This is a genomic window from Neolewinella lacunae (assembly GCF_014349155.1).
Lineage (GTDB): Bacteria > Bacteroidota > Bacteroidia > Chitinophagales > Saprospiraceae > Neolewinella > Neolewinella lacunae.
In genome coordinates, this window is sequence record NZ_JACSIT010000096.1 from 22,212 (window position 1) to 45,710 (window position 23,499).

At 53.2% G+C, this 23,499-nt stretch carries 18 protein-coding genes, 1 pseudogene and 1 CRISPR repeat array; of the genes and pseudogenes, 9 read left to right on the forward strand and 10 right to left on the reverse strand.

The window, feature by feature from the left end; all coding sequences use genetic code 11:
• Positions 1-284: 284 nt before the first annotated feature.
• Entirely contained in the window at positions 285-3,650 is a 3,366-nt protein-coding gene (gene cas13b, locus H9S92_RS09045; RefSeq protein WP_187466389.1) for a type VI-B CRISPR-associated RNA-guided ribonuclease Cas13b, read from the forward strand.
• Positions 3,651-3,662: 12 nt separating this feature from the next.
• Positions 3,663-4,217 (forward strand): type VI-B CRISPR accessory protein Csx28, encoded by a 555-nt coding sequence (csx28, locus tag H9S92_RS09050; protein WP_187466390.1) that lies wholly within the window; start codon positions 3,663-3,665, stop codon positions 4,215-4,217.
• A gap of 77 nt (positions 4,218-4,294) precedes the next feature.
• Positions 4,295-5,092: direct repeats of the CRISPR family, unit length 36 nt; unit sequence GTCGTAGTCACCTCTCGCAAAGGAGGCCTCTCCGAC.
• 106 nt (positions 5,093-5,198) lie between these two features.
• Here csx28 and H9S92_RS22230 read toward each other — a convergent pair.
• Together H9S92_RS22230 and H9S92_RS22815 are read right to left on the reverse strand one after the other, a co-directional pair.
• The gene (locus H9S92_RS22230) at positions 5,199-6,482 is read right to left on the reverse strand and encodes a hypothetical protein (RefSeq protein ID WP_246463759.1); all 1,284 of its coding nucleotides are present in this window, start codon (positions 6,480-6,482) and stop codon (positions 5,199-5,201) included.
• Between the two features lie 153 nt (positions 6,483-6,635).
• Positions 6,636-7,673: pseudogene (locus H9S92_RS22815) on the reverse strand (site-specific DNA-methyltransferase); the annotation flags it as partial.
• A gap of 21 nt (positions 7,674-7,694) precedes the next feature.
• On the opposite strand from H9S92_RS22815, the gene H9S92_RS22235 reads away from it, so the two are divergent.
• A complete protein-coding gene (locus H9S92_RS22235; protein WP_246463761.1) occupies positions 7,695-8,138 on the forward strand; it encodes a hypothetical protein in 444 nt (147 codons plus the stop codon).
• A 24-nt stretch (positions 8,139-8,162) separates the two neighbouring features.
• Here the strand turns inward: H9S92_RS22235 and H9S92_RS09060 are convergent, their stop codons facing one another.
• Genes H9S92_RS09060 through H9S92_RS09075 form a run of 4 tightly spaced genes read right to left on the reverse strand, consistent with a single transcriptional unit; the run spans position 8,163 to position 12,785 of the window.
• Entirely contained in the window at positions 8,163-8,921 is a 759-nt protein-coding gene (locus H9S92_RS09060; RefSeq protein ID WP_187466392.1) for a DUF1828 domain-containing protein, read from the reverse strand.
• Positions 8,922-8,923: 2 nt separating this feature from the next.
• A complete protein-coding gene (locus tag H9S92_RS09065) occupies positions 8,924-9,403 on the reverse strand; it encodes a DUF6978 family protein (RefSeq protein WP_187466393.1) in 480 nt (159 codons plus the stop codon).
• Positions 9,404-9,408: 5 nt separating this feature from the next.
• The gene (locus H9S92_RS09070) at positions 9,409-9,699 is read right to left on the reverse strand and encodes a hypothetical protein (RefSeq protein ID WP_187466394.1); all 291 of its coding nucleotides are present in this window, start codon (positions 9,697-9,699) and stop codon (positions 9,409-9,411) included.
• The gene (locus H9S92_RS09075) at positions 9,696-12,785 is read right to left on the reverse strand and encodes a BPTD_3080 family restriction endonuclease (protein WP_187466395.1); all 3,090 of its coding nucleotides are present in this window, start codon (positions 12,783-12,785) and stop codon (positions 9,696-9,698) included. Before H9S92_RS09075 ends, H9S92_RS09070 begins: the two co-directional genes overlap by 4 nt.
• Before the next feature lie 423 nt (positions 12,786-13,208).
• Between H9S92_RS09075 and H9S92_RS22005 the strand changes: the two genes are divergently transcribed.
• Positions 13,209-13,352, forward strand: a complete 144-nt coding sequence (locus H9S92_RS22005; protein WP_222936039.1) for a hypothetical protein — start codon at positions 13,209-13,211, stop codon at positions 13,350-13,352.
• 378 nt (positions 13,353-13,730) lie between these two features.
• Here H9S92_RS22005 and H9S92_RS09080 read toward each other — a convergent pair whose 3' ends face one another.
• Positions 13,731-14,588 (reverse strand): hypothetical protein, encoded by an 858-nt coding sequence (locus H9S92_RS09080; RefSeq protein WP_187466396.1) that lies wholly within the window; start codon positions 14,586-14,588, stop codon positions 13,731-13,733.
• Positions 14,545-15,606 carry a type IV toxin-antitoxin system AbiEi family antitoxin gene (locus tag H9S92_RS09085; protein WP_187466397.1) on the reverse strand — a complete coding sequence of 354 codons (1,062 nt, stop codon included), beginning with the start codon at positions 15,604-15,606 and terminating at the stop codon, positions 14,545-14,547. The genes H9S92_RS09080 and H9S92_RS09085 overlap by 44 nt, the downstream gene beginning before the upstream one ends.
• A gap of 287 nt (positions 15,607-15,893) precedes the next feature.
• Here H9S92_RS09085 and H9S92_RS09090 point away from each other — a divergent pair, with 287 nt between their 5' ends.
• Positions 15,894-17,135, forward strand: a complete 1,242-nt coding sequence (locus H9S92_RS09090) for a pyridoxal phosphate-dependent aminotransferase (RefSeq protein ID WP_187466398.1) — start codon at positions 15,894-15,896, stop codon at positions 17,133-17,135.
• On the opposite strand, the gene H9S92_RS09095 is transcribed toward H9S92_RS09090, so the two are convergent.
• Positions 17,132-17,854 carry an SGNH/GDSL hydrolase family protein gene (locus tag H9S92_RS09095; protein WP_187466399.1) on the reverse strand — a complete coding sequence of 241 codons (723 nt, stop codon included), beginning with the start codon at positions 17,852-17,854 and terminating at the stop codon, positions 17,132-17,134. The two genes, H9S92_RS09090 and H9S92_RS09095, sit on opposite strands and share 4 nt — an antisense overlap.
• Before the next feature lie 622 nt (positions 17,855-18,476).
• Positions 18,477-19,508 (reverse strand): uroporphyrinogen decarboxylase, encoded by a 1,032-nt coding sequence (gene hemE / locus H9S92_RS09100; RefSeq protein WP_290283478.1) that lies wholly within the window; start codon positions 19,506-19,508, stop codon positions 18,477-18,479.
• A gap of 227 nt (positions 19,509-19,735) precedes the next feature.
• Between hemE and H9S92_RS09105 the strand changes: the two genes are divergently transcribed.
• The 4 genes from H9S92_RS09105 to H9S92_RS09120 all read left to right on the forward strand — a co-directional run bounded on the left by H9S92_RS09105 (position 19,736) and on the right by H9S92_RS09120 (position 23,360).
• Positions 19,736-20,356 (forward strand): outer membrane beta-barrel protein, encoded by a 621-nt coding sequence (locus H9S92_RS09105; protein ID WP_187466401.1) that lies wholly within the window; start codon positions 19,736-19,738, stop codon positions 20,354-20,356.
• A complete protein-coding gene (locus H9S92_RS09110) occupies positions 20,353-20,823 on the forward strand; it encodes a hypothetical protein (RefSeq protein ID WP_187466402.1) in 471 nt (156 codons plus the stop codon). The genes H9S92_RS09105 and H9S92_RS09110 overlap by 4 nt, the downstream gene beginning before the upstream one ends.
• 149 nt (positions 20,824-20,972) lie before the next feature.
• Positions 20,973-21,890, forward strand: a complete 918-nt coding sequence (locus H9S92_RS09115; protein ID WP_187466403.1) for a Ppx/GppA phosphatase family protein — start codon at positions 20,973-20,975, stop codon at positions 21,888-21,890.
• A gap of 216 nt (positions 21,891-22,106) precedes the next feature.
• Entirely contained in the window at positions 22,107-23,360 is a 1,254-nt protein-coding gene (locus tag H9S92_RS09120; RefSeq protein WP_187465088.1) for an IS256 family transposase, read from the forward strand.
• The last annotated feature ends 139 nt before the right edge of the window (positions 23,361-23,499 follow it).

Here is a 23,499-nt window from a genome sequence, read left to right on the forward strand (position 1 = left end):
AAAGCGCTCTATAGCCACGAACTTTACGATGACTACCCTACCCCCTTATTCTGGCAATGGCCAAACCAACCATCAAAACTAAGTTACATTTGACTACTTTTAAAATTTGGATTTGAGAAGACTTTTGTACTTTTGGGGGCGTCCGGTACCGGCTGGTCCTTACACTCCCCAACAAAGTTACGTTAGGGTAGCCAAAGTTACGAATCTTAAAACTGTTGGATCGTGTCGGAACCACCCTATCACCCAAGAACTTTATCCTCTTACCGCTTTAAACAACACCCTTCATGATTCCTGCTCGGCCAGCCACCCCAGTAAACAGAAAGAACCTGCATGAACATCCACATTACTTTGGCGCTTTCTTAAGTATTGCTCGTCATAATGCGTTCATGGTAATAAAGCACCTGTCGGCTAAATATAATACTTCGGACAAGGACAAATTAAAAGAAGAAACTCTTAGCACTGCCCAACTCTTTAACTGCTTAGGCAAAAAGTTCAACAAGCCAGATATTACTAAGTCGGTTATCAGTGATTTAAAGAATTATTTCCCTCTGCTGAATTATCCGCTATTCTTAGCGTTGGAAGCGGACGGAGGAGAAAACAAAAACATCGCTTTTGAGTCAGATCTGGAAGCCATTCAGGAAACCTTCAAGTCAATATTGACCCTGCTAAACAGTTTGCGCAATCACTTTTCGCATTATATCTCTTCAGTCGATTATTCTCGCTTCAATTTTAGCCCAATCGAAGACATTTATAAGGCGGCGATGTTCAGGTTGATTGACCGCAGCAAGTATACCAAACGCTTCGACGTATTCGAAAAGGAGCATATTAAACACCTTGAGAACAAGGGGAAGAACAAAAGTGAGTTCTTCCCCCATGACCTTTCGGAAACCCCTAATCACGAGAACACGGTAGCTTTCATCACCTGCCTTTTCCTTGAAAGAAAATATGCCTTCCCTTTTCTTAGCAGGCTGGCTTCTTTCCAAACAACCTACATCAATGAAGACCCTAAGACGGCCAAAGCGACCAGGGAATGCTACACTATGTTCTGTACTCGTTTACCACAACCGAAACTGGAGAGTGCGGACATCATGCTGGATATGATAAACGAGTTGGGCCGTAGCCCGGCCGCATTGTATAACATGCTATCCGAGAAAGACCAGCAAGCTTTCCACATTGCTCAGGAGCTTTTGCCTGACAATTTGGAAGAATATGACGAAGAAGATGGTGTTTGGGAAACAGAAGTAGTCTTAAAGCGGCATGGCGATCGTTTCCCGTATTTTGCCCTTCGATACTTCGATGATACCGAAGCCTTTCCAACCTTACGTTTCAATATCTCTCTGGGTAAGTGGCGCACCAAACCTGCGTACGATAAAATTATCTATGGCGAGAAAAGAGAGCGAATTCTCACCAAACCCTTGCACACTTTTGCGCGCCTGAACGACTTTTTACCAGTCTACGAGTCTGCCGTAGTTGTGGACAACCGAGTCAAAATAGACAACCGTTTCGTTGGCTTGTTGCGGGAAGATTGGTTATCTAAACAGGAAAACCAAGAAACGTATATTAACGAAGGAATTGAACAATTTTCCATAAAGTACAATTTTGGTGACAACGTCATTGCATTTCAGTTCATAAAGGATATACGTACTGTAAAAGAATTGCTTCCAAAACTTCCTGCGCCAAAAATCAAGATGGCACATGCCATCATCAGCACGTATGACTTACGAGGGCTGTTTCTATACGACTACCTTAGTAAATATAGCACTGGAGACCCCGTCTCCAGCCCCTACATCCCAACTGATACCGAAACATTCATCAAGGATTACATTGAGCGACTAAAACGCTTTTTCAGCGATGTAAAGACCGGCAGTTTTCATGCCCTGGTGGCTAAGCCTGATCAAGTTAAGAATGAAAAATTACCGTTTGTCAAGGGAGATCGTGAAGCTACCAAAGCTAAACGGGCGTTGTTCAACGACAAGCAAGAAGTAATTAAGGAAAGAAAACGAAAACTTGACCGCATTTTGTCAGAAAAATACGGGCTTTCCATCCATAACATACCCACCAAACTAAAGGATTACCTCTTAGCCTACAAGACCCCACCCTACCGCACCCGCGCAATGGCCAAATTGAAGCAGCAGCACACAATCGTTAAGGATCTTCTTAAGGCCGTCGACAAAGGAAGGTCACCAAGGGTTGGTGAGCAGGCGACCTGGCTGGCCGAGGACATTGTTTTCATGACTCCTCCTAAAATTCATACGGTCGATGGCGTCGAACACCCGCAGAAATTGAATAACGCTCAATTCCGGATACTCCAGGAGTCACTAGCATATTTCTCTACCAACAAGCTGAAAATACTAAATTTCCTACGCGAAGAAACTTCCATTCTCTCTCCAAACCAGCAAGAGTCGCATCCCTTTTTGAAGTCCGTGAACTTCGAGGACCAACCAGGTATTCTTTCGTTTTACGAGGACTATTTAAAGGCCAAATTGAAATGGCTGGACAATGCGCTGCGTAAATTAAGGAACCTTGACGACAAAGCGGCTAAAAGGGAGTTTGGCCATTTTCTTCCTACTTCCATCAATGTAAAACCAGCCACTGACCTAGACTATACCGCTCTTCCTATCTATTTGCCCAGAGGACTATTTGACCGGGCTGTAGTTTCCACCCTAATTGAGGGTAATCACTTCGGCGTTCAGTCGGGAGACAATATCAACCAGTGCCTGGAAAAGATGTTGGCGAGCGATTCTCAGCCTTTCTATGAACTTGATAGACTCCACCAGTCTATTTTCACTGATCGAAAAGCCCCAGAGGAATACGTAGAAGAATCCCTTTACATCGGCAAGTTGTTAGAAAAACGCCGCACCGTTTTGAATCAAAAAGCAAACAGTGGAAAGCTGGGAAAAAACAAGCAGCAGGAGATTAAAAACCAGTACAACGACGTCACCAAGGAAAGAAAACGGGTGTTGGAAAGACGTCAATACATCAAGTCAATTCAATCTGACGACCGCGCCCTCTGGCTCATGGCTCAAAATCGACAAAAGCAAAAATCCGAACATCTTGAAGTCGGTTTTGATCAACTGGGTTTACGAAATATAAAAGAAATACTGACAAAACCGGTGCAAGTTAGTTTGCTCATTCCCGACACTTCCTTTCGGATAAATGATGAGTTACCTTTGATCAGGTACGGTGATCTGCGGCGGGTGGCCAAAGACCGGCGGCTGGAGAACTTGAGCTATTTCTATAAAGCCGCCAGCCAAGACGAAATCCCACACGAAACGATAAAACTGGAACTTGAACGATACGACCGGCGACGGGAAGGCTTTTTTGAGACTATTTACCGGTTCGAGGAATTGGTGTATAATAAGTTCAAAGCCCAGTTCCCCGAAGCCCCGGAAAGCACCAAGCAACACTATTACGACCATCACGCCTACGCAGACGTAGCCATCCAACATTCTTCAGATACACCTTTCAATGTTTTTTTCAAGGAAAAGGCGACCCAATTAAGAAATAAGTTCTACCACAACGAATTCCCCTGGTTTGAATGGTTGCTGCCAGAAGTCAGCCGGCGGAAAGAAGAACTTTACTCCGACCGGGTTTTCGACATTGCCGAGGGCTACTACCAACGCATGGCAGACCTTATCTCTTCAAAATAACACAAGCCACCTATGTTTGCTAACATCTTCACCATCCTTGCCGACGATAAACCGCTCTGGGTTGAAATGATCGGAATGTTGATTCCCATTGGCCTCGCGGCCTGGGGCTTCGTTCGGGCTTTCCGAGCGTGGGAGCGACAAAAGAAACGCGAGATTGACTTGAATCTGGAGCAACAACGGTACGAGAGCAAGCTGGCAGCCTGCCGTGGGATCTGGCCACTCCTTGCTTATTTATCCATGTGGGAAAACGATAAAACCGTTTTCGTAAAACGAAAAAACAGCTGGTACTTCCGGAAAGCACAAGCAAGGGATTTTTTGATAAAATTTCCAGATGCTTACTTTCAACAAGGTCATGGAATTTTTATCCCCGCAGAATCGCGAGATGGTCTTTATCATTTTCGCAACATAGTCTATAGCATTTTACTTAAGTCTTCGGATGAAAGTGTGAGCGAAGTACTTCTCACCGACCAAGGAATCGCGGACGTAAGGGTTCCTGAATTAAGAGAAAAAGTAACCACCAGCCTTAAAAATATGCTGATAGACTCTAGGATAGACTTTAAAGAATAAGTCAGTAGCTAACTTCTTAAAAGGGGCTGGTTCGTGGTAATACACGGACCAGCCCCTTTTCTTTGGGTAAAACTTTAGTCGTAGTCACCTCTCGCAACGGAGGCCTCGTCGACTTTCACATTTCGCCCCCCTTGAGTGGAGAGTTTCAGGTCGTAGTCACCTCTCGCAAAGGAGGCCTCTCCGACAGCGATGTCTTACGACATCGCCTGGTTCAACGGAGTCGTATTTACCTCTCGCAAAGGAGGCCTTTCCGACCATATAACAACTTAACCCCAAAGCAATGTCGCTGTCGTAGTCACCTCTGGCAAAGGAGGCCTCTCCGACGCCGTGACGGGCTGAACTTCGCCTCGTTCGATGGTCGTAGTCACCTCTCGCAAAGGAGGCCTCTCCGACGGGAGTGAGCACAACAGACCCAATATGAAAAGGGTCGTAGTCACCTCTCGCAAGGAAGGCCTCTCCGACCCCTACGGGGCAAAACATGTAAACATGTCTATGTCGTAGTCACCTCTCGCAAAGGAGGCCTCTCCGACCCTCCTATGGGGGGATCCATAGCTACATGAAATCAGTCGTAGTCACCTCTCGCAAAGGAGGCCTCTCCGACTGAAGACTTAGTCTGATTCACGGTGAGATGAAGAGTCGTAGTCACCTCTCGCAAAGGAGGCCTCTCCGACTCCGTCAGCTCGCGCTGCTGACGTTAATCGCCGTCGTAGTCACCTCTCGCAAAGGAGGCCTCTCCGACCTGGTATAATGACCGCAGCATTAACGGCTTTGTGTCGTAGTCACCTCTCGCAAAGGAGGCCTCTCCGACGGCATCACAGTGTCCCAATACGAGATAACAGGTCGTAGTCACCTCTCGCAAAGGAGGCCTCTCCGACCCTTAACGGTCAAATTTCGCCCGTAACGGGCTGATAATGAAGAAAATAACATAAGTCTACTTGTTGAAAACTCACCAAATATAGTCTTAAATTTGCATCCCCCCCCCTACCCCACCCTCACCACCTTCATCACCTCATCCCCCAAATGGTTAATGATCTTGATCGCTATCCGCCCCGTCTCCGGCTTGGGGAAGGGGCGGCTGGTATCCGAGTTGAGCGTTTCCCAGGCTTCGCGGTCCACTTCGGCTTTGAGGGTGGTTTTGAGGGATTGGTAGGGGTCGTTGGCACCGAGGAAGTAGGCGTGGCGGACGAAAAAAGCCTCCCCATTATAGTTCGTATCGATGAACCAACAGGCGATGCCGTCTACGTCGTCAGACCGGACCTTGCCCGTACGGGGATCGAAAATGTCTACGCCGAGGACGCGGACCTGGATGTCGGTTCCGGACGTCCCGTCCGGTGATTTGCCGGACGAGACGTCCGGAACCGCCGGAAAGACCTCGATGTCCGGCTCGCCGAAGATGACGAACAGGTTGCCCGCGCCCGTAGCGGCCAGGTCCTGCGCCATGTGCAGGTCGGCGTTCATGCGGGCTTTGAGGACGGGGATGCGGCCGAGCCGGGAAAATTCCGTCGACTGCGCATCGTAGTTAAAACCGCAGGCAATCACCACATCCATGCCCAGGTCGGCCGCTTCGCGGGCGGCCTCCACGAGGTCGGGGCGGCCGATGCTGCCGAACTCGGGGCCGATGTGGATCGCGGCGCGGCGGCGTGTACCGTCTTCCTCGCGGTAAATGCCCTCGGCCACGATGTAGCGGCCGGGGAAAACCTCCAGGCTGTCAAAACTGATCTTATCGGCCTTCTTGTCTTGCTGCACCCCGCTCTTCCGCAGGTTGTTCAAAATCAACTCTACGAAGTCGTGCGCCTCCGCGTGGGTGGCGGGGTCTTCGGCCTCCAGCTGGTCAAAAGGGTTGCCTTGTTCGTCCACGCCCAGCATCCGGTGGGGGCTGATGCTCTCCACGGTGAAGGGGCCGGCCACGCGCACCTTGCTCTTGTCTTCGTAGGGCTTGTCGTAGAGGTACTCCACGTCGGCCTTCGCGGCAATGCTGGCGTCAATCTCTTTCTGCCGGGCAATGCGGTATTTCCACCACTGGGCCAGCAGTTTTTCCGCGCGCACTTCTTCCCCTTTGGGGATCGTGGGGCTGGGCGCGGACGCAGGTGCAGTGGAAGCGTCTAAGGAGCGGGGGATCTCCCACTCCTCCCACTGCGTCCCCAGCAGCTGGTTGAGCTCGCTGCGGAGGGGCTCCAGTTTTTCCTGGAAGGAGTCGTAAATGGTGTCGATTTCGGTGTTGTTGGCGATGGACTTGAGGGTGATGTGAGGGACCCTTTCATACACAAATCCAGAATTGATATTATCATTAGTAGTAGTATCAGAGGGTAAGGTTCGAGTAATCTCTGCAAGTTTTAACTGCCCCTCATTAGAGTCAGTCAATAAAAAGTAAGGATACCGAGCTCCCATTAGCCTTACTCTTGCTAATGTCAATGCTACTCTTGAAGTATCAATAGTAATCCAACGCCTTCCAAATTCTTCAGCTACAGTAGCTGTCGAACCACTTCCACAAGTAGGATCTAAAACAAGATCTCCTGGATCAGTTGTCATTAATAAGCACCTTTGAATAGCTTTGAGTGCAGTTTGAACAACATAAGTTTTAGAACCACCAAATTGGTTTTGCCCCAGTGTGTCGGTCCATACGTTACTCATTCCGACAGCAGGAAAATCCATCAAATACCTTACATAGGATAGCCTTCCACCGGATGTACTATTTATTCGACCTGATTTGATTAGCCGGGGAAAACCCACAAGTCCTGTTTTCCAGTATCCTCTGACAGGCCTATAAGTTTGACCTTCAAATTTCACTGGGAAATCACCAGGAGGCCTTTGACTTGTCATATCTCCTGTGGCAAATATTTTTGCACCATCCGGTATATTCTTAGGGTTTAATAGTTCAGACTTTGTCATCCTCCTTGTCTCGCCGTTTGATAGGAGAAGTTTGGTATACGCAGTAGCTCCTTCCTCTCCAGGTTCTTTTATTATAAGAGGAGGTCTATATTTTACTATATTTTTATCCTTTGCATACCATACTATATAATCGTTAACACTTGAAAGCAAGTCGCTTGTAGAAGCATTAGTTTTTACAAAAACAATGTTCGCACAATGATTGTCTTGCCCAAAAACCTCGGACATTAATGAACTAATAAGATGGAGATTTTCTTCGCCAATTTGAAAAAACACAGAACCACTATCATTCAATAATTCATGAAACATCAAGAGTCTATCTCTCAAATAATTAAGATACGAGTGAATGCCATCTCTCCAAGTATCGCGAAAAGCCTTCACTTGTTCTGCTTCTCTAGTAATATCCAAAGAATTACCATCTCGAACCGTTCGGCTATTCGTACTCCACTGAAAGTTACTATTAAACTTAATCCCATACGGCGGGTCAAAATAGATGCACTGCACCTTCCCCCGCAGCCCTTCCCGTTCGGCGAGGCTGGCCATCACCTGTAGGGAGTCGCCGAGGATCATGCGGTTAGACCAGTTGGCCTCGTGCTGGTAGAATTCGGTTTTGGCGTCGCCTTCGGGTACGCCGTCGAAGTCGCCAAAGAGGTCGAGTTGGGCGGGTTCTTCCTGCTTGGTTTGCCGGGCTTTGGTGCGGGCTACGAGGTCATCGATGAGGACTTTGGGGTTTACCCGCTCCTGGATGTAGAGGGGTGGTGCGTTGACGGTGAGGTCTTGCTCCAGGTCCATATCCTCCAGTCCCGTTTCCTGGTTTTTGGGGTATTTGCCCCGCCAGATGAGTTGGGGGTCGAGGTCGCGGTTGCGGCGTTCGTAGGCTACCTTGATGGGGCGGCGGGTATCCTCATCCACGATGGGTTGCATCTCTGCGGAAGGGATGTTGGTGCGTTTGGCCTCCTCGTGGGTGTGGGCGGCGATTTCTTTGTGGGTGGTGGGGGTTTTCTTTTTGGCCATGGATGGGCTGGTCTTCAGTAAATAAGTAAAAAGTAGAGGCCGGCATTATGCCGCAGGCTTCAGGTGGCGGACAAGTGTTTCGCGCTCACTCATCTTTTGATAAGGCACCTGGTAAGACACCAGTGCCTGTTCGAGGTCGGCATTCAGGCCTTCCAGGTCATTCAGGACTACCAACCCCTGGCTATTAGGGCGTAGTGCCAGCGTGTCATTGATGACCATAATGGCATTGAGCACACGGTCTTGGCGTGGTTGACCGATTGCTTTGATCAGGGTTTCTGGTCGTTTTTTTGTTTGAGGAAGGGCAAAGTCCAGTGTTTGGGCCAAACCGCTTTTTCCGTAGAAGGTAGGGTTCCGTAGAAACGGGATATCCCGGGCCAGCAGTAGGTCTTGAAAATCATCGAGAAAGAACGACTTCACTTTTTCCTGAGCGAGTACGCGCAGGTCCAGCAATTCCCGCATGGCTCCCAGCAGGCGATGTAGTGCGGCTTCTTTCTTTCCTATTGGGGCCTGTACGAGTAGTTCTTCGTCTTGCATGCGTATACCGTAGGCTGCCAAAATACTCGTTACTTCCTCCTTTCGCTTTCCCCGGGAGACTGAAACTCCGGCCATATCCAGTTCCCGCAGGGTTTGTTTTCCATCGGAATAAAGCACGGTTCCGTCTGGCTGCTGCTTCAGGTAAACTTCGAGATTGTCGTTATTGAAGTTGACGTCGGGCAGTACGAGTTGCATCCACCCGTCGTCGGCGGGATAGATTTCCGTTTCATCCCGCAGCCAGTCTGTATACTCTTTGATTGTGGCGTTCATCGTTAAAAGATTGGTTGTGAGAATTCAACGCCTTGGACGTTGCAGTAGGTCAGAAATTTACGAAGTTTTTCCGGCAGGGTGTCGGAGTCCTGGATGTCCAGTTCCTTGAAGTCAGCCAGGGGGATCGCCCAGCGTGCATTAAAAAGTTCATCGTGAATGTGTAGGTGATCTTCCTGTTTGAACCGGTGTCCAACGTAGGGGGCAAATATCGGGTCAGGCGGTGGAACATCCGGATTGGTGTGGTTAGCGTGAAAATCCAGCCTGCGAATAGAATAAATTTCCCGGTAGCGCAAGTTAAAGGTTACTTGTTTACGCTGTACTTGAGAACGAATAATGTTCAGGTGAAAGCGCATCCGTTTGTCCTCACTTTCCAGCTCAATTTGCACCTTATCGCCTTCCTCAGGGAACTGAATGGAAGCAGTTTGGGCAGCGAATTTCTCGATCCGAAAGACCAGGTCAGCGATGTCGTTTGGCAGTGCCATGTACTTCAGAATTCTTCTAGTGGTTCGATTTCAGCCATAAATTCGTCTATCTCCGCCTGCGTCATCACTCTATGCGCCCAAGTATAGTGGGTGTACAGAAAAGGGGTTCCTGCAGTTCTGGTAATCTTCATATATAGTTTGAAGACCGTACCAAGTGGGTGTTCTTCTCTTACGTCCCTGCGGCACTCCACTCTTAATATCTGGCTGAGGCCTTGCCCAGCAAGTGGACGCCCCCGTACTTTACCCCTTTCATAAACGGTTTCAATTAGCACATACCGGTAAATACCTTCTTTCATAGCTTTGCTCCTTTAACCTCCCCCGCACCTGCGGCCGCGCCCACCTGCTCCTCCAAGATCCGTTCCATCTCCGCCGTGATCTTTTCCTCAAAGTCGGCCTCCATGAGGTAAACCTCCCGGAATTCAACGAAGGCCCAGCGGCCGTAGGCTTTGAGCTTGTTGACGCCCGGCACCCAGTAAGTTTGCATGGTGTTGGATTTGTCTTTGACGTCTTCCCGCCGGTAGCCCTTCACCTCGACGATCAGCTGCAACGGATCTTCCGGGCCGTGGCCGTCGTCGATCAGGACGATGAAGTCGGGAATATAGCTTTTCTGCTGGCCAGCGCTGAGGTACGGCACTTCCAGGCCAAGGCCTTGGTTCTTGACGTAGCGCAGCACGCGGGGATGATTTTCGACGATCCGGCAGAATTCCCCTTCCCAGCCACTATCCAACACGGCGTAGTTGACCGGGCTTTTGTCCTCACGCGTAGCCCACGCACCTTTGGTGGTGTGAAAGTTGACAAAGTGAGAGGTGCCGCGCGGATTGTAAGGATCGAGAATGGCGCGAATGTAGCTGTCCCCGCCAGCGGAACGGTTGATGGCGTCGTTGATGCGGTCGCAAGCCCTATCGGCCAGCTCCTGGTACATCAATTGGGCGGGGTAAGTGCCGCCCACGCAGTCCAGGTGGGTATCCAGCCAGCGTTTTACAATGGGCTTCAGGCGGCCAAAGAGGTGCAGGTGCGGATCACCGTTGGCGTCCCGAAATTTGGTCATCATCAGGCGGGTGGTGAGGTGCATGATGATGGTAGACTGGCGCATATCTTTGGTATGCTCCAGCGTCAGGTTTTGTTCTTCTCCCACGATGCCGGATAGCAGCGTCATGGTGGCTCCGATGTCGTCAGGGGTGAGACGCATGGTATGGTCATCGTCAAAATCGGCTTCCAGTTTTTCCTGCATGGATTCCGTGCGGTAGCTCTGGACGCGGGGGAAAACGATTTCCAATTTGTCGCGGTCGGGCCGGACGGCCTTTACGTGTAGCCTTTCGACGGGGGGCTTGGGGATTACCTGTACGGCTTCGCTGGCGAAGTTGAAGGGAATACCAAGGATGTCGGCGTATTCTACGTCGAAGAGGCCATCTTCATTGAGTTCGTAATTGCGGCGGCGCAGAGCCCGGCCCACCACCTGCTCGCAGAGGAGCTGGGTCCCGAAGGCGCGCACGCCTAGGATGTGGGTTACGGTATTACAATCCCAGCCTTCCGAAAGCATCGAGACCGAAACTACGCAACGAATAGATTCGCCGAGTTTCCCAGGTTCACCTACTGTATTCATCACCTCGCGGAGGATGTCGGCTTCGCTAAGTTTATCCGCATCCGGGGCGGTTTTGCTGCTGGAATTACGCTGGCGGATTTCGTATTTGAAGCGTTCGATTTCGTCGCTGGCGGCTTCCAGGAATCCAGCGTCGAGGGCATCGCCGGATTCGAGTTGCTTACTGTCGATTAGCAGCGTATTCGGCTTGCTGTAGGGCTCGCCGTAGGAATCGTAATTGCGGAACAGTTCAAAATGACCCGGTACAAAGTCACCGTTGCTTTTCCGGCGGAAGCCGGAGATGTAGTCATAGATCAGCTTAGAAGTGGAGGTATTGTTGCAAACGATGATGAAGCAGGGCGGAACGCTGATGGCGGCTTTTTCCCAGAGGCGATACGTTTCTGCGTAATGCCCGTAAAGCGCCTCCATGGCTGTTTTCAGGGTAGTGGGTAAATCTTGCGGGTCAATTGCTTCTTCGCCACGCGCCTTTTTGGGCATCTTCTTCCGGATATTTTCCCAGAGGTCCCGATAGACGGGTACTTCCCTGCCCGGAATATTATCGGCCACGGGAACGCGGGGGAGCTTAACAATGCCACACTCGATGGCATCCATTAGTGAGAAGTCGGAGCAAGTCCAACCAAAGATAGACCCTTCAACGTAACCGCTTCCGCGTAGGAAAAACGGAGTGGCCGAAAGATCGATTACGTTGGTAATGCCAAGTTTGCGCTGGACGGTTTCCAGGCCGGTGATCCACATCCGGGCGGCTTCGGCTTCTTCTTTTGCTTCTTGTTTTTCCTCGCCTTTCAGGTCATCAATGGTGGTGGCGTCCTCGTCGGCTTCGTCGGCTGGTTTTTCCCGGTAGCAGTGGTGGGCTTCGTCGTTGATGACGAGAATGTTTTTGAGGCCCATCAACTCGGGCATCACACGCTGGATCATCTGCCCTTCGGTTTCGAGGGTCTCGATGTCGTCTCCCCTGCCGCGCAGGAACTCGCGGGTACCTTTCGCCAGTCCGAGGCGTTCTCGGAGCTTAAAGGCATGGTAGTTGGTAATAACGATGCGCGCTTTTTGCATATCCTCCATCAGATCATGCGGAACCATCTGGAAAGAGCGGTAATAGTTATCCGGATCATTGGGCATGAGGACGCGAAGTCGGTCGCGGATGGTAATGCCCGGCGCTACGATGAGGAAGCCGCGGGTAAAGCGTTTGCTGGTGGGCGAACGGACGGCGTTGAGGGTGTGCCAAGCGATCAGCATGGCCATAACGGTCGTCTTACCCGCGCCAGTGGCCAGTTTTATGCAGAGCCGGAAAAGATCGGGGTTGGCTGCTCGGCTGCGGCCTTCGAGTTCTTCCAGCAGGCGTTTGCCGGTGGCCGTATTGGGGGCAACTTCCGTCAGCCAAATCATAACCTCTACGGCTTCTACCTGACAAAAGAAGGGCCTACGGCCGGGCCAATCTTCCTTCCGCCACCATTTGAGTAACCGCTGGGTAGTAGGCGTTACATTCCACCGGCTTTCCGGTAGCGCGCGCCACTCCCCCACCAGACTTCTGATGGCCATAATGGTATCATTGGTCTGGTAGGCCTGTTGATCGGTGCTAAGACCAAGGCTATCCTGAAACTCCAGAGTGGTTTGTGCGGCGCTTTTTCGCTTCCTACTTTTGGGGATAGGCGTAAAGAATTCAGCCTTTCTCCGCTTGCCGATGGGCTTGCCCGTAGGTTGACCCTCCGGGGTAAATTCCCAATGCTTAGTCGGCTCCACATAAGGTGAATTCAAAATGGGCTGGGCAAAAAAGGCGTTTGACATCAGGTCAGGGTGTAAAACAGTAAGTGAAAGCAGATGAACGCCCCCAAACGGAGGTGGGCCAAGGTAAGAATTACCCCCCACTAAATAATGCCCCATTCCCGGAAAATATCCAGGGCTGGCAAACGCAAAATGCAAGTTAAAACACCTTCATTCGCCTACCGTGCTGCGAAGCAGCAGGATCGGGCCACACTCCTTTCATCATTTACTCCTTCTTTCCCTCCTTGTCTGGCCTATCCCAGCCTCGGGTATCAAATGACGCAACACGAGGTCAAGGCCCTCTGGCAACGCACCCTGAGTCAGGCGATCTTCCGGAACTATGGACCTGAAAGGTAGGCAAGGTGAGGCATCTGCTACCTGTCACCAGACCGATTTTTGCTAGCCTGGAAGCATGACCTGATTGCCCACGACCCAAAACATGGCCGCTTGGTTTTCTACCTCAAGATCAAGTGTTACCTTTTGGCGGAGACGCTGGAGGAGAATACTACTTCTTCTCCCAACGATGACTTGACCTCCGACCGCGATTTGATGCTAAAGAACAACCCGGCAACGGCCGCAAAACCGTCCTAAACCATTTCATCACCCTGCCCAAGAAATAGGGGGCCAGACCAATTTGTCTAGCTTGAACCTCTCCCAGCCGATGATCTATTGGGCGAAAACCCGCTACGGCTTTGGCCTGGCTAATAGACAGACTACCACTAGTGGCTGCATCAACAGGTCACTCAGGTGGCGAAGATGGTAATGAAACGTTCTGTAGGCTTGGTCGATTTGATACTGATGGCTGGTATAATCAGTCAAGCTACTTTGGGCACCGGTGCGCAGGTGCAAAGCACGTTACGAGGCCAGGTAGGTCGCTCCCGCACGCAAGGCGGCATAATGATGCCGGTCAGAGGACGATGCGGTGGTCGTCTTCGTGGAAGAGCTTTTGGAGGCGCTGGTGGATTTGGCTCATCGGTTCAATATGGTTTCGAAAAAGTACCTCATGGTTTGGCGGGCGGTGCTTTTATTCGTCATCAGGGCTGTTGCGAAGGGAGTTAAGAACAGCTCCCGTTCGTCGGTTTGTATTTTATCGTAGATGGACTGCAAGGTAGTAAGTGTTTCGGGATAGTCGTGGCACAGATCCTTAACCTGCCTTCCGAGGACGACAGCGGTATGATAAATCGGAAGTGGATCAGACAGCGTATCGAAAACATCGGAAAAAACCGGGGTAGTTTCGATTTGGTCGATCGTCCCGTCAAAAAATGCTTCCATCAACAATCCGATATCACGGACGTGTTTGGTGGCTTTTTTCCAGGGGTACAATTCATTCCAGGCGCTTAGCTTAAGCAAGACCATACCGGCCGGGCTTGGGGTACAAAAAGTTGTTCCGTCTTCCAGTTCGAATTCAATTCGTTGTGGGAAAGCCTCCATAAAGCCGGTCATATTCATGGCAATATGATCGGAATCCGAAAAGCTTATGCTCCGGCTTTTCTCCAGTGGACCGAAAGGCAAGAGATCGGTTCGCAGACCGACGGGCCCAAAATAAACATGCGCCGACTGCCCCCTTTGGTAGCCCTGTTCGAGTAAACTTTTTACAACCCCACGATAGCTGGCCCAATCAACCAGCTGGATACCAATGTCGACGTCTTCCGTCTGTAAACCGGGACAGGCACCAAGTACGTGCGTCAGCAGTAAGTCACGCGCAAACGCACCAACTACCAAAAAGTCGGTATTCAGCCGCCGAGCTACCGTATTCAGCAACTGGAAGTATGCAACGACACCCTCACCACTGAAGGCCAAATTTTGTGAATCGATCCTGTATTTCATGGACTAATAGTTCATCCGCCGCTTCCAACTGCCGGCTTTCGTGGGTAGTGAGTAGTTCCGCCAAAATGATGAGGTCACCAACGATGGGAGCGGGCATCCGCTGTTGATCAGCATACTGCCTTGGGCTGGCATAAAAAACGCTGTAAAGATCAATAACCGTTGCGCCCTGCGGCTTACGGTTGAAAGGGGTTAAATGGTATTTTTTTACCAGTTCCCCCAACCGCTCGTTAGAATGCAAAGAGAAATTAGGCGAGCGGAGGGAGCCACTGCGGGCCATAGCTGCCCGTTCACCGCCAAGCAGCACGCCTCCCTCCGGGGACATTGCGTCGATACGCTCCAGATAATCCTCCTTCATGGCCCGAAGCTGCTGACGAAAAAGCACGGGGCGCACCTCATCGAGGTACGCATAAGCCCAGCGTTGAAACAACTCACGCCCGTGGTTAAACGCGTGGCTGCCGTCCGGCTGGGTCACCAGAAAATCGTCTTTCCGCAGATCCTCGATGATGCCACTGATGGTCCCTAAGCTAAGTTCCATCTTTTCCGCCATCTGCCGGTAGCTGGCACTTAATAATTCGGGTTCCTCGTAGCAGGCGTAGATGAATTTCAGGCCGTTGTACTTAAAACCCCGTCCTGAAGTTAGTGGACGTTGTGGCTGCGCAGACTGTGAATCAATGACCCAGCGGGTACTCCCGTGAACGATGCGGCAGTTCCCCGCACTGTCCAGATAGTTTATTCCCTCCTCCAGGCAACGTGCGCGAAGCTCTGGGTTGACGAAAGGAACGACAAAAACCGTTTCCGAAGGAAGAGCGGATTGTTTGGCGACGTTGATCAGGCGCTTACCCGACAGGTTCGGCTGGCTGCTGAACGGAAGTCGAAGATCCCCTGAACGAAGCCAGCCAGACCGCCCACTGTTATCGTCATCCGTTAGGGACTCTACCGTCCAATTGGCGTCACCAAAATACTCGTTGAGGGCGATTACGGCCTGGTCCGCTACGTCAAACTCTGCAAGTGTGTTCATCGATTTTAGCTTGTTTTGCTGCAATGAACAAGCTTTTGGCGTAAAAAGTTGTGCGATTTACCGACCAGCCGTCATCATCGCTCCCCATCCAAATTAAACCATGGCTGCAATACTCCAATTAGCAGGTCCGCCTAGTAGAAGTGGCGTTTGAAGGGGCCTTTGCGATCTATCTCACCTACCCCCTGCGGTAGCCCCTTTACTCCTTTCCCCCCTTCCCCCTTTACCCCTCCCCCCTTTACTCCCTTTCTCTCCGTACCTTTGCCCCCGCAAATGAAAACCCCGGTGCCATGCCGAAAGTATCCCACCGTTCCGATACGGTTCCTCTGTCCCCTTTCCGGAAGCTGATTCCCCTGGCCGATGCCGCCAAGGCCAAAGGCCGCCACGTCTACCACCTCAACATCGGGCAGCCCGACATCATGACCCACCCCCGGGCCGTCGAACGCTTCCGCAAACTGGAGTGGGACATCCTCGAGTACAGCCCCAGCAACGGCATCCCCAGCTACCGCGAAGCGCTGACCACCTACTACGCCCGCTTCGGCGTCGACGTCACAGCCGACCAAATCCTGGTCACCACCGGCGGCTCCGAGGCCATCCTGTTTTTCATGCTGGCTTGCCTGGATCCTGGCGACGAAATCATCGTCCCCGAACCCTTCTACGCCAACTACAACGGCTACGCCCACATCGCCGACATCCGCGTGGTGGCCATCACCAGCCACATCGAAGACGGCTTCAGCCTGCCCAGTCCCGAGGCCTTCGCCCGCAAGATCACGCCCCGCACCAAGGCCATCATGATCACCAGCCCCAACAACCCGACCGGCGCCTGCTACAGCCCGGAAGAGTTCAACACGCTGGCCGAGATCGTCAAGAAGCACGACTTATTCCTCTGCGCCGACGAAGTCTACCGCGAATTCGCCTACGCCGAAGGGGAGCCCTTGCAGTCCATCCTCCAGCTGCCCGGTCTGGAAGAACACGCCATCGTCATCGACTCCGTCTCCAAGCGCTACAGCGCCACGGGAGCCCGCGTGGGAGCCCTGGTGTGCCGCAACGAAGCCATCCTGGCCGGCGTCGATCGCTTCGCCAAGCTGCGCCTGAGCCCGCCTGGCCTCGGACAGATGCTCTCCGAATGTATGTTGGAAAACGACGAAGCCTACCTCGCCGGCGTCAAGGACGACTACCGCAACCGCCGCGATACCGTCTACCGCCGCCTCCAGCAAATGCCCGGCGTATTCAGCTACGAACCCGGCGGCGCTTTCTACTGCTTCGCCCGCTTCCCGATTGACAACAGCGAAGACTTTTGCCGCTGGCTGCTGGCCGACTTCGAATACCAGGGCGCAACCGTAATGCTGGCTCCTGGTCCGGGCTTCTACGCCACCCCCGGCCTGGGCCTGGACGAATGCCGCATCGCCTACGTGCTCAACGTGGATGACCTGGAAAAAGCGATGGACTGCCTGGAAAAAGCCCTGGAAGTCTACCCGGGCCGGACGACTGCCGCGCAGCAAATTGCGAGTAGCGGCTCTGCGCGGTCTTAGTCCAAAATCCCCGCCGCAACGGGCGCCAACAGCACCTCTTCTACCCAGCGCGTGTACTGCTCGCCGCTGGGGTGGAGGTTGTCGGTAGCCACCAGTGAGGGGTTGGCCAGGCCTTCCTGGCTGATGGGCGTGATGTTGTAGAAGGGGATACCGTAGCTTTCGGTAATCGCCTTGGCGGCGGCGTTGAAATTGGCTACGCCGTTGGAGATGTCTTCGCGGCCATTCCCGAAGGGCGTAAAGGCGTAGTCGGGGATGGAAACGACGAACACGCCCGAGGTATCCCCGCCCGCGCGCTGGATGGCGATGTCGAGCAACTCGGTAAATTCCGTCCGGTATTCGCTCAAAGACCGCCCCTGGAACTGGTTGTTGACGCCGATGAGGAGGGAAACGAGGTCGTACGTCGGGGCCAGATCAGCGCTGGCAATGCCGTTGAGCAGGTTGCGGGTGGTCCAGCCGTTGGTGGCCACAATCCGTTGATCGGTGACCCGGATGCCGCGCTGGGCCAGGGCGGCGGAGAGTTGTACGGGCCAGCGGTCTTCGGCCGCGACGCTGGTGCCGATCGTGTAGCTGTCGCCCAGGGCCAGGTAGGTGATTTCCGCCACGACGCTGTCGGTGGGCATGGGGTCAGGATTGGCGGGCGTCATCAGCATGGCATCATCGTCTTGGCAGGCGAAGATAAAGAACAGGAATACACTCAGCAGGGTGGGCATGATTTTCATGGGGATGTGGGGTTTACGAAGGTACTTACGGCGATTTACACCTACGAGGAACTTTTGCCGCCCAAAATTTTCCTCTCCGAAGGAATTTTTCTCATTGCAGGCGGCAAAAGATGCCTCGGAGGAGAAATCGCTTAGGAGGATGGTTGGTTCGGTAAGAGAATTTACAATTTACAATCTAACATGTAGCATTTAAAATTGCTCGGCACACATCTGCCGAAATAATTTACAATTTACAAATCAAGATGTACCATTTAAAATTGCTTTTCACACATGCCTGGCAGGAGAAATCGCTTTAGAGGGGTTATGCGCGAAAAAATCAATCGCTTTCCAAAAATACCACCTTCGTCAGTTTTCATCCAACCTCCCGGCGGATGCCCAATTTTAAATTGTAAATCGTAAATTGTAAATTTAATACCATCGCTCCTCGAAAGCATCGACGGACCTCACCTTCGTCAGTTTTCATCCAACCTCCCGGCGGATGCCCAATTTTAAATGTTAAATTGTAAATTGTAAATTTAGTACCATCGCTCCTCGAAAGCATCGACGGACCTCACCTTCGTCAGTTTTCATCCAACCTCCCGGCGGATGCCCAATTTTAAATGTTAAATTGTAAATTGTAAATTCAATACCGATACCCCTTAACCGTATCCACAAAAGCCTTCACTCCCTCCAGCGGCGTATCCGGATAAACGCCATGGCCGAGATTGACAATGTGCTTGCCTCCGTATTGCTCGATCATGCGCAGGGTGGCGGCGACGATGTCGTCCGTCGGGGCGTAGAGCTGGACGGGGTCGAGGTTGCCTTGCAGGACCTTCCCCTGCACCTGCGTGCGCGCCAAAACGAGATCGGCAATCCAGTCGAGCTGCACCACCTGGCAGTCGAGCGCCCCGATCTGCGGCAGGGCGTGGCGGGCGTCTTTGGCAAAAATGGTGATGGGCACTGCGCCGCCCAGTTCGTCGATAATCAGCTTGATGTAACGCAGGCTAAATTCCTGGTAATGAAGGGGATGGAGCACGCCAGCCCAACTGTCGAAGATTTGGATCAGGTCAGCGCCGTGCTGGATTTTGCCCTTCAGGTAGGCGGCCGTCGCCAGGGCAATTTTTTCCAACAGGGCGTGGCTCAGGGCGGGGTCGCGGTAGAGCATGGCGCGGGCCTTGCTGAAGGTTTTGCTGCCGCCGCCTTCGACCATGTAGGCGAAAATCGTCCAGGGCGCACCGGCAAAACCGATGAGGGGCACGCGGTTGGCCAGGTGTTTTTTGGTGGTGTCAAGGGCGTCGTAGACGTAGCCCAGGTGCTCGGGGGCGGCTTCGGCCGGGCGCAGTTTTTCTACGTCGGCCAGCGAGCGGATGACCTCGGGAAAGCGCGGGCCCACCTTCTCCACCATGGTGTATTTCAGGCCCAGCGCCTCGGGAATCACGAGGATATCGCTGAAAATGATGGCGGCGTCGACGCCGAGTTCGTCCACGGGCTGGATGGTCACCTCCGCCGCCAGTTCGGGCGTGGTGACCAGCTCGATGAAGCCGCTCAATCGCGCGCGCAGGGCCCGGTACTGCGGCAGGATGCGGCCAGCCTGGCGCATGAGCCACACCGGTGGCCGTTCGGTGGCTTCCCCGCGGGCGGCGCGGAGAAAGAGATCGTTTTGGTACTTTTTCACGCCGCGAAGGTAGCAAGTTGGCAGCATTGCTAGCACCGTCCGATCCAGGGCGCGGCCGCAGGTGCCAGGGAATGGACCAGAAGCGGGGGCCGACGGGCCAAGTTGTGGCGCAAATTTTACCGAATTCCCTCCATTCCAAGGCCTCCCTGACGCAGTTGGCATTCGCCCGACAAAGATCACGGCCCCTTTTAAGAGATTGTCCATCCTCCGTGTCCTACCTTCGTATTATGGTACAGAAGACCCTCATTTTGCTCCTCCTTGCGCTGCCGTCTCTGGTGGCCGGGCAGACCTTTCAGGCCTCCGTTATCGGCGGCTTCAATTTCAGCCAGATCGATGGCGATGACCTCTTCGGTTTTCACAAGCCGGGGGTCAACGCCGGCATTCGCGTGGTTGCGGTCCTGGGCGACCGCTGGCGCGTCGGCCCCGAAATCCTCTACAGCCAACAGGGGGCCAAGCGCCAGGATAACTCCCTCAACATCAGCCCCTACGACGCTTTTCGCCTCAACACCCTGGAAGTGCCGCTGATGGCCTACTACAAAGACTGGCGGTTGGTCGCCGAAGCCGGCTTCAGCTACCAGCGGCTTTTCTCCTACGAAGTGGACGATTCCTTCGGACAAGACATCACCCCGGTAACCGAGTTGCAGGACAACCTGGTGGCCTTCAAAGCGGGCGTTACCTACCTGCTCAATCCCAACTGGGGCATCAACATGCAGTGGTCCAAACACCTCCTGGACATCGACGTAGAAGACCAAATCAATACTTCCTTTAAGGGCCGCAGTGTCAGCTTGCGATTAGTGTATACCTTTGGGCAGGGAGAAGCACTCCCCAAACGAACCAAAGAAGAATGATTCCCCACTACCTGCTTTTGGCCGCGCTGGCTATTACCCTCTGTGCCTGTAATGCTAAATCCGCTCCGGAAACGGCGGCGGAACCAGCCCCAACAGCCCAGGCAACCCAGGCGAGCTACCCATCCATCCCCGCCGAAAAGATCGCCTACCTGGGCGAAAATGCGACTTACCTGGACGGCATTTTCTACCACCTGCCCATCTCCATGAACCAGGATAACCTCGACCAGATCCGGGCCACCCTATCCACCATTGCGGCGGAGCCCGCCACCATCCCTGCCGGTGCTAAGCCCATCGCTCACCTCTGGTTCCAAGTAAACGGCAAAAACGTGGAGGAAGCCGACCTGTATTTTCAGGACGACATCGCCGCCTACGTCTGGTACGAAAACGGCAAGCCCGCCTACTCCAACCTCATGACGGTGGCGGGTATCGACTTTTACAACAGCATCATCAACTCGGTACCGAAGTAGCCCGGGGAGCAGACAATTTCCTGAACCATTCCGGGTAGTTGCCGGTCGAGCGGGCGGGTGTCGCCCGGCCACTCCCCAGGTGCCCCCACTTCTTAGCCCGGATAAACCAGCTCCGGGCCCCACGAACAAAAGACATCGAAAACTGCGGTATGAACCAACAATCGCTGCGGGCGGTCATCGACCTGGGAACCAACACCTTTCATCTGCTCATTGCCAGGGTATCCCCCGCCGGAGGTATTGAGGCGGTATACCGGGAGCGACGCTTCGTCAAACTGGCTGCCGAGGGCATTGCTACCATGGGTGCAGCACCTTTTGCGCGAGGCATGGCTGCTCTTCATCATTTTAGGGAAATCCTGACTGAGTACGGCGTAACAAATGTTCTGGCCTTTGGTACGGCGGCCCTGCGGACGGCAAGCAACGGTCCGGAATTCGTCGCAACGGCCTTGCGGGAAACGGAGATTGCCATCCAGCTGATTCCCGGCGACGAAGAGGCACGCTACATTACCCGCGGTGTGTTGGGCGCCCTCCCCCCCTTGGAGGAACGGATTTTGATTATGGACATCGGCGGAGGTTCTACCGAGTTCATCATTGCCGACGCGGCGGGCGTCTACTGGCGGCAATCCTTTCCCCTTGGCGTTTCGGTGTTGTATAATGCCTTCCACGGCAGCGACCCCCTCAGCGCAGCAGACATCGCCCGGCTGGAAGATTTCCTGGCCGAGCAGACCCGGCCCCTGGCCAATGCCCTGGCCCGGCACCCGGCCCACCACCTGGCGGGTGCTGCGGGCACCTTCGATGTCTTGGCCAACTTGCTCAATGATCCGGCCGCCCCACCCCACCCCACCAGCCACCGCTTATCGCTGACGGGATTGGTAGACCTACAAAACCAGATCATCAACAGCACCCTCGCCGAGCGCCTGGCCACCCCCGGCATTCCACCCGAGCGGGCCGATATGATCGTGATGGCGATGCTGCTCATCCGCTTCGTCGTCCGCCTGGCTGGCATCGAACGCATCACCGTCAGCGATTGGGCGATGAAGGAGGGGATTTTACTCTTGGCTAATGCGTGAATGATTGAATGCGTGAAGGAGTGACCGCCGGAGGCAGCAGCGTAGCTAATGGCTAGCGCATGGGATAAGCGTGATAGCGTGTCCCGTGAGGCAACGTGCCCAGTGCGGCAGCGTATCCCGTGCGGCAGTGTATCCCGTGCGGTAGCCTATCCCTGCGGCAGCTTGAGACTGTTCATCTAAGTGTGTCTACATTCACACAACTTAGATTCGTGATTTATGGCAAAGAAAAGTAAAAATCCCACGCTGGAAGAGTTGTTCAGCGATCCTGAGCAGTTCCGGCAGATGCACGAGCAGCTTTACTCGCGTAAACCCCTACTAGAGCAAGGTAGCCCGTTTGCTCATCTGCTCCAGACGATGGTTAATGCCGCCCTGGACGGCGAGGTCCTAGGCCATGTTGCTGAGACGAGAGCCCAAGGGGAGGAGAACAAGCGTAACGGCTACACCGACAAGACGATTCTTTCCGAAGCTGGCCCCTTGTCGATCCGTACGCCGCGGGACCGGCAGGGGACCTTTGAGCCCCAGCTAGTACCCAAGCGAGAGCGAGAGCTATCGAGTGGTTTGGACACGCAGATACTAGCTCTGTATGCGCAGGGTAATTCGGTTGAGGACATTAAGCGGTTGCTCCAGACGATGTTTGGGGTGGACATTTCGGCGGGCAAGATATCGGCCATTACGGACCAGGTACTTCCAGTCATTCAAGAGTGGCGTAACCGCCGACTTTTAGAGTTCTATGCCGTAATTTACATGGATGCGATCCATTTCAAAGTCCGCCACGAGGGCAAGTACTCCAGCCGTGCGTTCTACACTGTTTACTCTGTTGACGGTCACGGTAATCGGGACCTATTGGGCATGTATATGTCTGAAAATGAGGGTGCTAACCAATGGGGACTGGTACTTGAGGACTTAAAGTTTCGTGGCGTCGAGGACGTTTTAGTCTTCTGCACGGATGACTTGACGGGCTTTAGTGAGGCGATGAATGATGTCTTCCCGGCCACGGTGGTCCAGAAGTGCCTGGTGCATAAGATGCGCAACACCACGCGCTTCGTAGATGACAAGGACATGAAGGCGGTGGTAAGAGGTTTGAAGGCGGTTTACAAGGCGGACACTCAGGAGGCAGCAGCAACAGCCCTAGAGGCTTTTGAGGTAGAGTGGGGTCACAAGTACAGCAGTATCGTCGTCAGTTGGCGTCGTGATTGGGATGAGCTGATGGCCTTCCTAGACTTCCCGATAGCCCTACGTCGAATGATCTATACGACCAACCCCGTGGAAGCCGTCCACCGAATCATCCGTAAACTCATCAAGGGCAAGGCTGCCTGGGCATCAGATACGGCCTTGATGAAGCAGGTGTACCTGAGCCTAATGCATAACGAGAAGTCGTGGCGCAAACAGGCGTATGGCTGGAAGGCCATCCAGCGCGATCTGGTTAAGCTGTATGGGGATCGGGTAACCAAGCACATGGGGCCAAGCTAAAAATGGCAGCGCGCGATCCGCGCCGCGCAGTCTCCGGCCTTCGGCCTCCGACTGTGCGGCGCGGATCGCGCGCTCGTCGCAAGGCTACGCCTTGCGATAGAGTAATAACTAACCCAGACACACTTAATTGAACTATCCC